Raw genomic sequence first — 12,460 nt, forward strand, 5'->3', positions numbered from 1 at the left:
GTCTTATTGCATCATAAATATAAGGATATACAAGGCCAAATGGCATAAGTAAGGAGTGCTCTTAAGAGAGCACCCCAACATTTGACTTAGAACCAGTTTTGAAAATCTAACGCCCCTTTAATGCGGTAAGATTCATCATCACGAAATGTCCCTTCTGAATCCGCGATATCAATCATTGCCTTGAATTCTTCTTTTGAAAAAGAATATTGTTGCTTTTCACCTTTTGATAATACTTTTGTAATCGTATCAGTTAGCCAATTTAAGATAACCGTAATGGGTTTAAAAATGATTACAGCTGCTTTAATCACAGGATAAACAAGATAAGAGACTCGATCTGGAAATGTAGCTGCCACGGATTTAGGAATCACTTCAGCGACAATAATAATCGTAATCGTTAAAATGGCTGTCGCTATCGCAACATCAAACCCATATTGGATCGCCATGGTTGTAACAAGTGTTGGCAAGATAATATTTGAAATATTGTTACCGATTAAGATTGCCGTAATAAATTCATTCGGCTTCTGCACCAGTTTTAATAATTTTTCGGACTTTTTATCTCCTTCTTGGGCTTGTGTTTGCAATTTCATTCGATTCGTTGCTGTAAGAGCCGTTTCACTCCCAGAAAAGAAAAATGAAACAAAAATTAATGCAATGATTGCGAAAATCAATAGTTGCGCCTCCTTATGTATCATCAAACTGATGTATCTATTCCCCAAATAGATACACTCATAACACGATTAACTCCTAAAGTTTTGAAATAAATTCATAATTTTATTTCAAAACCTATCTCAGTTATCTCATAAACCTTGTTATTTATGAAATAACTTGATGCAATTATCTCATAAATAAGACCACTTTTTTCAAAATTTTTGTGAACAAACATTAATTAACTAATTTTTTGTAAAGTGGAAAGAAAACAGCAAAAGCAATTAAGCCTGTTATCAAAAAAACTAAGACTTTTGACATAATAGTTGGTTCACCAAACATTAATTCCCATACATTTTCAGAGAAAAAGCTAACGTTCAACCATTCAAAAATTCCTTTTATAAATATTCCTGTCATCACACTTAATACAACCAATAGTGCAAATCCTGATTTTTTCACCCCAACCACACTCCATCAATGAAATATTTATTTCTTAGAATTTTGCCGTTTTGCTCCTAATTAATCTCTTAACACTATTTCGTCTTCAGGCGCTTTAATCCCTCTTAATTGATAAAATTTTAAAGATTTCCTCTTACCTATTTAATTTTTTGAAACGTCATTCACATTATAGCCCGGGAAATAACCCTGCCTACTATTCGCTAACTTATTAAAATTTAATACATAATAAAAGCTTGGCACAATGCCAAGCTTTTACTCTCATACACTTACTATTTTGCGATTAAGACGGGTACATTTGATTCGTTAGCCACTTTATTACTGACACTTCCCATCACAAGTTGACGAAGACCACTAATACCACGGTTTCCTATAACAATTAAATCCATTTTCTGATCATCTGCATATTGGACAAGCGTTTTAGCGGGATCACCTACTAATGTTTCATAATTGACTTCTTTAATATCATCAGAAACCTTGGTAGCTACTTCATCCAGTAGCTTTTGAGCTTCACTACCAATCGATTCTTTGTTTGCGGTTGGGTTAAAGTCACCGAATTGGACATATGGCACATAATTGGTCGTATTATGCATCATAGACGCTCCGTGTGAGAAAACAGGTTCTGAATTCATCGTTGCTTTCGTTCGTGTATTTTGATCATGAACGTATACGACGTTCAAGGAAGCGTTATGCGCTTTTGCTAAACTTTCTGCTTGACGAATTGCTTTCATACTATCGCTAGAACCGTCATACGCAACTAGTATCTTTTCATAATCATGATTCATACTATTCAACTCCTTCTAAAGGGTTCTACTTTATGTATATCCTTTGCCGACGACGCTTAAACATTCTAGATCACATGTTCTATCGTTTTATAATACAACATCAACGATCACTGCTCACACTGAACACATCACAAGATTTATAGGAATTTGTTGTGTTACGCTTATTAAGTAATGTATTTATGAAAGGATGAAATATTCATGGTAAGAACCGCTCTAATCACTGGCGCAAGTGGTGGCATTGGTTATGAACTCGCTAAACTTATGGCAAATGATTTTAACCTTATTCTAGTCGCAAGAAGCGAAAATAAACTAGAAGAAGTTAAAGCAGAATTAAGCCCACACACCAATGTGACGATTATTCCATTTGACCTTGCCAAACCCCAAGCTGCAAAAGCTCTTTATGATCGTGTTCATCAAGATGGGCATCATGTGGATACCTTAGTGAACAATGCTGGATTTGGAATAGAAGACTTATTCCTCGAGACTGATCTTGACCGTCTTAATCAAATGTTACAACTTAATATGGTCGCGCTTACTAATTTAACGTATTATTTCGGACAGGATATGGTACATTCTCAATATGGAAGAATTTTAAATATCGGCTCCATCGCTTCCTTTGTCCCTACCCCAGCGATGAGTGCGTATGCAGCAACGAAAGCTTATGTCTTATCATTATCTGAATCTCTTAACACCGAACTTCAGAAAAAAGGCGATCTATCCGTCACCGCTCTATGTCCTGGACCAACCGCAACGAATTTTGCTAACGAAGCCAATATGCAATCCATGGGAGAATCATTTAACGATATAGCAATGTCACCCGAAAGAGTTGCTTCAATCGGTTATCATGCCCTTTTCAAAAAGAAAAATGTATCAGTCCCTGGCAAACGATATAAATTCCTGATTGCATTTACGCGTATTCTATCTCGAAAAATGGTTCAGCGGCTCCTAGCAAAATCATTAAAATAAAACATTAATCACCCTACGCTATTAATCATTAGCGTAGGGTTTTCTATTGAACATTCTATTTATTTAATTTCCGCTATCTTTTATTAAATTTCTGGTCGAATTTATCTCATAAATCAACTTGATTATTTAATAACTAAACATTTATCTCATAAATCAGAGAATTTATTTCATAAATAAGCGTACTAATCTCATAAATTAAAGGATTTATCTAATAAAGATTCTGACCATATAAAAAGGAGAGGATCTCTCCCCTCCTTTCACTTTTATCCTTCTAATTGTTTTAGCGCTTCACGATTAAAGGCTGGTAAATCATCAGGTGTTCGGCTCGTTACAAATTTACCATCGACTACGACCTCTTCATCTACTACTTTAGCCCCTGCGTTACGTAAGTCATTGCGCACTGACACAAAACTTGTTAGTGTCTTGCCTTTTAGTTCATCAGTATCAACTAGGAACTGTGGTGCATGACAAATCGCAAACACTGGCTTGTCTGATTCAAAGAATTGACGTGCAAATGTCGCGTTCTTTTCATCAATACGTAATAAATCAGGTGAAAAACCGCCTGGAACTAATAATGCATCATAGTCACTTGGGTTAACGTCATCAACCCCATAATCAAGCGTCATTTCTTGGCCGTTTTTGCCTTTGATCGTTTCACCTTTTCCTTTGCCAATCAAATCAACTTGATGTCCAGCATCTCGTAATTTTTCTGCTGGATCCGTTAATTCAATTTCTTCTACCATATCTGTTAGTAATGCTGCTACTTTTTTACCCATAAATTAATGACCTCCTTTTTGAATGTCACATTCTTTGGTATACCCAATCAACAACTAGTCTTAAACCTACTCATCAAAAAATTCCCCGACATTGTTTGACATTATATCCGACTATGTTATTATAAACTTTGTAAAGAAAAAATTTAACGTTTTTAACAACTAAAAGGATGGTGATTTATGGCAAACTATTTATCGACGTATTGACACGTCATACCTAATGTTGAACAAACATTCAGAATCATGTATGCTAATCAACATTGGTTGTAATCACTTTGCCAACATAACATCAACTTTATTTTTAACAATCTGAGGAGGAACAACACATATGCGTTTCAACAAAAAAGCATTACTACTTATCCTTACAGGAATGGTTTTAATCGTCCTAGCAGCATGTGGCGGCGGGGAATCATCTGAAGGATCAGACCAATCAGAAGGTAATAACGAAGAATCAAATGAAGAATCAAATAGTGAAGGTAGCGAATCTAGCGAAAGTGATGTCAATCAAGAAACGATTGAAATGGGCCAAATCAACTGGGCTGAAAACATCGCTGTGACAAACATGTGGAAAGTTATCTTAGAAGAGCAAGGCTACAATATTGAGCTTGTTAACTTAGACATGGGACCGACAATGGAAGCTCTAGCTAATGACGAATTAGACTTAGGACTAGAAGTTTGGTTACCTGTTCAAGACGCTAACTATTTAGATCAATATGAAGATCAAGTTTTCTTCTCTGAAGCAACTTGGTATGATAACGCAAAAGTAGGTCTTGTTGTACCTGAATATATGGAAGACATTAATAGTATTGAAGATTTAAATGAAAATGCTGAGAAATTCGATGGTGAAATTACTGGCTTCGATTCTGGTGCTGGTACCATGGAAGTAACTGAAGAAATGATCAAAGAATACGGTTTAAACTTTGAACTTATGCCAAGTTCTGAGCCTGCTATGATCGCAGCAATCGATAAAGCAATTAAAAATGAAGAACCGATTGTGGCACCACTTTGGAATCCACATAGTATTTTCGCCAAACATGATCTGAAATATTTAGAAGATCCAAAAGAAACTTATGGTGGCGTTGAGAAAATTCACTTTGCAACACGTCAAGGATTCGGAGATGAATATCCGCAATTCACTCAATGGTTGAAGAACTGGAAGATGAATGATACGCAAATTGGTGAGCTAATGTCAGCTGTACAAAATGCTGAAGAGCCAATTGAAGGTGCTCGTACATGGGTAGAAAACAACCAAGAATTAGTTAACGAATGGATCGAACAATAAACGATTAAAAAGCTTGGACCTATTAAACAGGTCCAAGCTTTTTTCGTTTATTTCGTCACTAAAACAGGACAATGAGCATCATTCGAGACTTTGTGACTGATACTACCCATGACTATTCGTTTTAATCCACCTAGACCTCTATTACCAATCACAATCAAATCAATATCATTTTCCTCAGAGTATTGGATAATACGTCGTTCAGGCGGCCCTGTTAATACATCAAACCTTACATCAATATCTTTTGACACTTCAGACTTAGCTTGTTCCATGACACGATCAGCTAATCTTTCGCCATCATCGTAAGAATTCATTTGAGATTTGTTCGGAATGTTTTTCTCAGGATCATTAAGCGCTTCATTATCATATGGAGTTGGATGATTATACGGGTCATGTCCTTCAACAAATACTAAGTATAAACGGGCATCGCTTTGTTTAACGATTCCTTCTGCAATCTGCAGTGCCTTTTGACTGTCAGGAGAACCATCATACGCCAATAAAACATGATTGAATAAAGTTTTCATTACAACAACCTCCTCTTAATTTTCAAAGCATTTCTCCTATGCTTCCAATTTAGCTTAAGAACTAAACTGTCTTTCGGAGGATCTGAGTGAAATAATTGGTCAGAGCATAAGTCAATTATGAACAAGATCTCTATATCATATAATGGTTCATTCATCCTCTCATTATTCATATACACCTTTTTCGCCCCAACTAAACCTATTGTCCTAATAAGTCATGTAATCGTCACAAATAAAAAGCCGCAGCTATTATTAGCTACGACTCATTAGGTTAACTTTGTTCGTATTGATTCACTTCATATAGATCGATTAATTCTATTTCTGGATGACGATCCTTAAACAAGTTTAACGAAAATTCATTTTTGAATAACACGACCGGATTATTTTCCCGATCACGGACAAGCGTGCTTCGGCTGTCAAAAATGGATTCATCAACCTGATCAGGTCTCAACCATCTCGGTACTCGCTCTCCAATGTCCTCTAACATGACTTCTGAATTATACTCATTTTGCATGCGATATTGGAACACGTCAAACTGTAATTGACCGACTGCACCAATAATAAATGACTCTGTATGATACTTCTTGAATAACTGAATAGCGCCTTCTTGAACAAGTTGTTCAATCCCTTTATAAAACTGTTTCGACTTCATTACATTTTTCGCCGTCACCGTCTTATATAATTCAGGTGGGAATTGAGGTAGTTCGTCAAACTCGAACAGCGTCTTGCTTTCAGTAATCGTATCACCAATATGATACACATTCGGATCGTAGATGCCAATAATATCACCAGCATAGGCTTCTTCAATCGTTCCCCGCTGTGAGGCGACAAATTGTTGTGACTGATTTAGATTGATCGTCTTACCTGTTCGCGATAGCTTCACACTCATATCACGGGTGAACTTCCCTGAACAGATACGGACGAACGCGATTCTGTCACGATGATTCGGATTCATGTTAGCTTGAATTTTAAAGATAAATCCAGAAAACTCTTCCTCTGTCGGCTGAATAACGCCATCTGTTGTTTGGCGAGAACCTGGTGCTGGGGCCATTTCGATAAATGAATCAAGAAATGTTTCTACACCGAATGGCGCAAGCGCACTACCGAAGAAAACAGGTGTCTGCTCACCAGCAAGAACTGAATCAAGGGAAAAATTTTCGCCTGCTTCATCTAATAACGCAACTTCATCCTGAGCCATCTGAAACTCTTCTCGCTGACGTAACTCTGCATACTCATCTGCCTCTAATTTATCATATGGCACGCGCTCTTCCTCACCATTTTGTAAATAACGGACGAATTCATTTGATTGACGGTCAAATGTCCCTAAGAAGCGTTTACCCATGCCTGCTGGATAATTCATTGGATACGTTTCTATCTCTAAGACTTCTTCAATCTCTTCCATTAAATCAAGCGGTTCACGGCCTTCACGGTCAACCTTATTGAAAAAGGTGAAAATCGGAATCCCTCGCATACGACAAACTTTAAACAGTTTCTTTGTCTGCGCCTCGATCCCTTTCGTTGAGTCGATAACCATGACCACGCTATCAACAGCGGTAAGTGTACGGTACGTGTCCTCACTGAAGTCTTCGTGACCTGGTGTATCTAAAATATTAACTTCATAACCTTCATAAGGAAAGTTCATCACACTTGATGTCACGGAAATTCCACGTTGTTTTTCTATTTCCATCCAATCAGATGTCGCGAATTTGCCTGACTTCTTTCCTTTTACAGTACCAGCTTCCCGAATTAGATTACCGAAAAGCAACATCGTTTCTGTTAACGTTGTTTTACCTGCATCAGGATGCGAAATAATTGCAAATGTCTTACGCTTTTGTACTTCTTCTTGTATCGACATATATTAACCCTTTCTATCTTAACTTAGCCTTTCATATCCTAACATAAACAAATAACTCATTGTAGTGAAAAATCCCGAACGACTTCCTCCAACAATACTAAACCTTGCCTACAAAGAAAGCCCCTCCAATATTGGAGAGGCTTAAAAACAATATTATTCAGTATACATAATTGGTGAACCAGGACCTAATTCAAGACCTAGTAACATCCAAACGATTAACATTAATGTCCAAATCACTAAATATGCGATTGAATAAGGGAACATAACAGAAATCAAAGTACCAATACCCATATTCTTAACATATTTCTGTGCAAAGGCAATAATAATCGCAAAATAAGTCATCAGTGGTGTAATAATATTTGTTGATGAGTCAGCAATACGATAAGCCATTTGTGTTAGTTCTGGTGAATAGCCAAGTTCCATTAAAATTGGAACGAATACAGGCGCTAACATAGCCCATTTGGCTGACGCACTACCGATAAATAAGTTAATAAAGCCGACAACTAGGATAAATCCTATAATTAATGGAATTCCAGTAAAGTTGGCGGATTCTAGAAATTCAGCACCATAGACACCTAATACAAGTCCCATGTTCGTTTCATTAAAGTAAGAAACGAACTGACCTGCTGTAAATGCTAAGACAATGAACATTCCCATGGACGCCATTGTATCTGATAATTGATCAGCAACGTCTTTATCATTCTTAATTTCTTTTGTCACGATTCCGTACACTAAACCTGGAATAAAGAACAGAATCATAATGATCGGTACCAGTGAATCCATAAATGGCGACTGAATGATGTCACCATTATCCGCACGCAGTGGAGCATCTGGTAATAATACAAGTAACGCAAAGCCGATTGACGTTACTAGAAGGGAAATTCCAGCCCAGATTAGACCTTTCACTTCAATCTTCTGTAAGTTTGTTAACTCCTCGCGATATTCGCCTTTATATTCTCCTAGGCGAGGTTCAACAATTTTTTCAGTGACAAACCAACCAACGAGTGTTAATAAGAATACTGACACAACAATGAAGTAATAGTTCATTGCAATATTCATTGTATCTGCATAGTCTGGATTAACAATAGAAGCTGCTTCAATCGTAATCTCACCTAGCATCGCATCAGTAGCAGATAAGAACAGGTTAGCACTAAAACCAGCAGATACACCTGCGAAAGCTGCAGCCAGTCCTGCTAGTGGATGACGACCTAACGCTGCGAAAATAAGAGCGCCTAATGGTGGTAGAACAACATAACCAGCATCAGAAGCCACACTTGACATAATACCAGCGAATACTAAACCGCCCGTAATTAAGAAATTAGGGACAGACATAACAAAGCCACGTAATGCAGCACTGATTAAGCCTGAACGTTCAGCAACACCAATTCCTAGCATGGTAGCTAGTACAACGCCTAGAGGCGCGAATCCGATAAAGTTTTCGACCATACTACCGAATAAATAGCGTATGCCTTCTTTATCTAATAAATTATTGACGGTAACTTCACTACCGTCACCAGGGTGTTCTACTGAAATTCCAAGCGATGACACAATCGCCGAAATAACAACAACTAGAACAGCTAAGATCGCAAATAACGTAATCGGATGAGGTAGTTTATTACCGACACGTTCAATGCCATCCAAAAACTTTTGGAAAATACCACGACGTTTTTGTTCCATGATGTATAACCTTCCTTTGTGTAGTAATTTAATAATATTTAGACAATTATAGCCTTTAGACAAAAGTCATTATATATGAGAAGTTTGGTGATTAAAAGAGGAAATATAATTGTCCCAATAGAGTTAAAATTAGTAATATTATTGTCTGCGTTGTGGCTATTTTTTGCTTTTCCTCGCTTCTAGGGGTTACACTATAGCTATAGTCGTAAAAGGAGTGAGAGTATGAGTCAGAAATTGGAAGGTAAAGTCGCTTACATTACGGGGGCAAGCCAAGGAATTGGACGCGCTACAGCCATTGCTTTAGCACAAGAAGGTGTCCATGTTGGTCTAATTGCTCGACAAGAAAGCAAACTTAATGATGTTGCTAAAGAAATTGAACAATATGGCGTTAACGCAGAGATTGGCATTGTTGATGTTTCTGACTTAGAAGCTGTCGAACAAACCATCAAAAACCTTGTTTCTAGGCTAGGTACACCTGATATTCTCATTAATAATGCAGGCATGGCAATGAGTGGTAACTTCTTAGAAACTTCACCAGAAGACTGGCGACGTGTTTTCGATGTTAATGTCTTTGGTATGTATCATGTAACTCGTTCAGTCCTACCATACATGATGGAACAAGAACGTGGCGATATAATCAATATTTCATCAAGTAGTGGATTAAAAGGAACAGCTGGCACTTCTGCTTATAGCGCTTCTAAATTTGCTGTCCAAGGTATGTCAGAATCGCTTATGCAGGAAGTAAGACCTTATAATATTCGAGTGTTTACTATGAATCCAAGCTTAGTCGCAACAGAACTACCGTTTGGTGAGCAATTGGATGAGAAAAATGATCCTGAAAAATTCATTCAACCTGAGGATTTAGCTGAATACATGTTAGCTCAACTCAAACTAAACCAACGCATGTTTATCAAACAATCACTTCAATGGGCAACCAATCCATTCTAACTAACAATCCCCGCTTGTAAGAACAAGCGGGGATTAATTTAGGTTTCAATTAACTCAACGTGGAAGTCACCTACATTACCTTCTACATATAAATTTGTAAATGACGTATAATAACGATGAATCGTAGCATGTTGATCGATTCCCTCACTAGGAATCTTAACTCGAAAATCATTTTCATAAAACAAAACCGTTATATCATGATAATCTTCATGTGTGACTTGGAAATCAAGTTTAATTAATTGTTTGCCTTGATGTTGCGTCACTTCACATTGATCAACATCGATAAAGACATCATTAATATCGACTTGCATAATTGATCCTCCTTCTATAAAACGATGTATTAATCATAGCTCAACATAAACAAAACCGTAAAATTATGTGTTTTGAATTTATATTATGGTGAATGAGATCAAAAAAGCTGACGTTCTAGTTAACGCCAGCTTTCTATCATTATTATCTGGTTAATTCTGCACATGACCCGATTACTTCTAGAACCTTATCATTGTGCATAACAGGCTTCAATTGCATGATAAAAGAAATTCCATTTAGCGTTGATTCAAAGTGTACATCCTCACCATGCCATGCTGACTCATAATAATAAGCAATCATCTTAGCTTTTTCTATCGGTAAAAAGTCATATAATGTATAACCAACCACTTCTTCTGACTTATAGCCGAACTTTCGCATCAATTCTCCTTCACATAAAGTGTGCACATATCCACTTTGGGTTTTAATATATTTAAAAGTCATGCCTAATTGACGCTCAAGTGTATTCTTCAAATCATCTTGAGCCGCTTTTAATTCGGCTTCCATTTGTTTCTTCCTCGTAATATCTCGAGAAACGACCACAATTTGTTCGACACTTCCATCTTCACTGAAAACAGGACTTCCATGGGCTTCTATCCAAATAATTTTACCGTTATTCACATTTAGCCGAAGTTCCGTTGATTGCGCTACCTTCTCATCAAAAACTTGATCAAATACATCATATGTATGACCGACATCCTCTGGGGCGATAAACGACATAATATTTTGTTGTAAGATAACTTCTTGTTTAATTTGAAAAGCATCTTCATTTGAAGGTGAAGCGTAATCGATGCTCCCCCCTCGATTCACTACCACAACTAAATCTGACATGTTCTCGGTAATGAGTCGATATTTCTTTTCGCTCTCGATTAACTTTTGTTCTAGTTCTTTTTGCCTTGACATATCTTTGATGACACTATACACTCCGACGATTCGTTCTCCTAATAACATTGGAAAACAAACCGCATTTGTCGGAACATAATGACCATTACTATGTATTAAATCTAACTCGACTGCTTCAGGTGTTTCACCGTTTAGTACTTCCTTAAAATGTCGCATTGCTTTAAATTGATCGGAGTCTCGAATGAAGGCAGCTAAATGTGAATCCATAACGTCTTCCTGCTTAAGACCAAGCATATGTTGGATGGTCGGATTTACACTAATGATATTCCCCTCTAAACTGAACGAACAAACAAGATCGGGGTTCTGCTCAAATAGTGATTTAAAGCGGTGGTCATTCATTTGAGCGGACTTAACATTTATATGTTTTTCTAATCGATAAATGAGCTCTTTAGAATAGGATTCTGTTTGTTTAATCAATGCTTGATAGTCATCAAGTGACATCGGCTTACTAAACAAAAACCCTTGTGCTACGTCGCAGGAATGTAAAGATAAAAACGTCACAACCTCTTCCGTTTCTACACCTTCTGCTACTACTTCTAAATCTAAATTATGAGATAGCTCAATCATATTTTTAACGACAGTTGATTCTTTTTGGCTATAAGGTATATCTTGCATAAATGACCGATCAATCTTAACCGTTGTAATTGGAAGATCGCGAATGTATCTGATCGTAGAATTGCCCTTACCAAAATCATCGACGGCGATTCGGATTCCAGTACGCTTTATTTCTTTTAACGTTTCAATCGTATGATCGATATGATTCAACATCACATTTTCAGTGATTTCAATTTCTAACAGATTCGGATCTAATCCAGTCTCATTTAACGTATCAAGAATCAATTGGTATAATTCTGTTGATTCAAAGTCAAGCGGTGAAATATTAACGGACATAACAGTCTTAGGAAAACCTTGATCATGCCAGGCCTTATTTTGCCGACAAGCCTCACCTAAGACCCATTTGGTTATATCGGTTATAGTCCCACTCTGTTCCGCTAATGGGATGAAGTCAGCTGGTGAAATCCATCCGTATTCTGGATGATTCCAGCGAATGAGAGCTTCAACTCCTACTACGTGACCTGTATTCAAACTTAATTTCGGCTGGTAGACAAGCGTGAATTGCCCTTGTTCAATAGCATGTTGGAGATGATCTTGTTCTAGTGATAAATTAAGCAATCCTGTCACCTCAAATTCCACGACACTGACTTAATCAAATTTATGAAACATAGTTTAGTTATAATCTACATTCATTATTAAGACTTTAGCCGTGTACAATTTAGCAAACTTAAAATTGGTAAGACCAATAATGATAGGACGAAACGATTAAAAACTACTAGTTATTAGTCAAC

Annotated in this window: 11 protein-coding genes and 1 pseudogene; 3 read left to right on the forward strand and 9 right to left on the reverse strand. The window is 37.0% G+C overall.

What is annotated here, in order from left to right; genetic code table 11:
• Window positions 1–95: 95 nt before the first annotated feature.
• The 3 genes and pseudogenes from FHR85_RS12500 to FHR85_RS12510 all read right to left on the reverse strand — a co-directional run.
• Window positions 96–668: pseudogene (locus FHR85_RS12500) on the reverse strand (CNNM domain-containing protein); the annotation flags it as partial.
• A 214-nt stretch (window positions 669–882) separates the two neighbouring features.
• Window positions 883–1,104, reverse strand: coding sequence for a hypothetical protein (locus FHR85_RS12505; RefSeq protein WP_167263766.1), 222 nt, complete (start codon window positions 1,102–1,104; stop codon window positions 883–885).
• Between the two features lie 269 nt (window positions 1,105–1,373).
• On the reverse strand, window positions 1,374–1,886 hold the full coding sequence (locus tag FHR85_RS12510) for a universal stress protein (protein ID WP_167263768.1): 513 nt from the start codon (window positions 1,884–1,886) through the stop codon (window positions 1,374–1,376).
• A gap of 198 nt (window positions 1,887–2,084) precedes the next feature.
• On the opposite strand from FHR85_RS12510, the gene FHR85_RS12515 reads away from it, so the two are divergent.
• A complete protein-coding gene (locus FHR85_RS12515) occupies window positions 2,085–2,852 on the forward strand; it encodes an SDR family NAD(P)-dependent oxidoreductase (RefSeq protein ID WP_167263770.1) in 768 nt (255 codons plus the stop codon).
• A 263-nt stretch (window positions 2,853–3,115) separates the two neighbouring features.
• Here FHR85_RS12515 and FHR85_RS12520 read toward each other — a convergent pair whose 3' ends face one another.
• The gene (locus FHR85_RS12520) at window positions 3,116–3,628 is read right to left on the reverse strand and encodes a type 1 glutamine amidotransferase domain-containing protein (protein ID WP_167263772.1); all 513 of its coding nucleotides are present in this window, start codon (window positions 3,626–3,628) and stop codon (window positions 3,116–3,118) included.
• A 325-nt stretch (window positions 3,629–3,953) separates the two neighbouring features.
• Here FHR85_RS12520 and FHR85_RS12525 point away from each other — a divergent pair, with 325 nt between their 5' ends.
• Window positions 3,954–4,907 carry a glycine betaine ABC transporter substrate-binding protein gene (locus FHR85_RS12525; protein WP_167263774.1) on the forward strand — a complete coding sequence of 318 codons (954 nt, stop codon included), beginning with the start codon at window positions 3,954–3,956 and terminating at the stop codon, window positions 4,905–4,907.
• 47 nt (window positions 4,908–4,954) lie between these two features.
• Here the strand turns inward: FHR85_RS12525 and FHR85_RS12530 are convergent, their stop codons facing one another.
• The 3 genes from FHR85_RS12530 to FHR85_RS12540 all read right to left on the reverse strand — a co-directional run bounded on the left by FHR85_RS12530 (window position 4,955) and on the right by FHR85_RS12540 (window position 8,957).
• Window positions 4,955–5,428 carry a universal stress protein gene (locus tag FHR85_RS12530; RefSeq protein WP_167263776.1) on the reverse strand — a complete coding sequence of 158 codons (474 nt, stop codon included), beginning with the start codon at window positions 5,426–5,428 and terminating at the stop codon, window positions 4,955–4,957.
• Window positions 5,429–5,696: 268 nt separating this feature from the next.
• Window positions 5,697–7,280 carry a peptide chain release factor 3 gene (locus tag FHR85_RS12535; protein ID WP_167263778.1) on the reverse strand — a complete coding sequence of 528 codons (1,584 nt, stop codon included), beginning with the start codon at window positions 7,278–7,280 and terminating at the stop codon, window positions 5,697–5,699.
• 153 nt (window positions 7,281–7,433) lie between these two features.
• On the reverse strand, window positions 7,434–8,957 hold the full coding sequence (locus FHR85_RS12540; protein WP_167263780.1) for an AbgT family transporter: 1,524 nt from the start codon (window positions 8,955–8,957) through the stop codon (window positions 7,434–7,436).
• Window positions 8,958–9,179: 222 nt separating this feature from the next.
• Here FHR85_RS12540 and FHR85_RS12545 point away from each other — a divergent pair, with 222 nt between their 5' ends.
• Window positions 9,180–9,905, forward strand: coding sequence for a 3-ketoacyl-ACP reductase (locus FHR85_RS12545; protein WP_167263782.1), 726 nt, complete (start codon window positions 9,180–9,182; stop codon window positions 9,903–9,905).
• A gap of 38 nt (window positions 9,906–9,943) precedes the next feature.
• On the opposite strand, the gene FHR85_RS12550 is transcribed toward FHR85_RS12545, so the two are convergent.
• Together FHR85_RS12550 and FHR85_RS12555 are read right to left on the reverse strand one after the other, a co-directional pair.
• Window positions 9,944–10,216: a DUF3219 family protein gene (locus FHR85_RS12550; RefSeq protein ID WP_167263784.1), complete on the reverse strand. Its 273-nt coding sequence runs from the start codon at window positions 10,214–10,216 to the stop codon at window positions 9,944–9,946.
• A gap of 142 nt (window positions 10,217–10,358) precedes the next feature.
• Window positions 10,359–12,287 (reverse strand): sensor domain-containing phosphodiesterase, encoded by a 1,929-nt coding sequence (locus FHR85_RS12555; protein ID WP_167263786.1) that lies wholly within the window; start codon window positions 12,285–12,287, stop codon window positions 10,359–10,361.
• Window positions 12,288–12,460 lie beyond the last annotated feature (173 nt).

This window comes from Alkalibacillus almallahensis (assembly GCF_011761495.1).
Lineage (GTDB): Bacteria > Bacillota > Bacilli > Bacillales > Alkalibacillaceae > Alkalibacillus > Alkalibacillus almallahensis.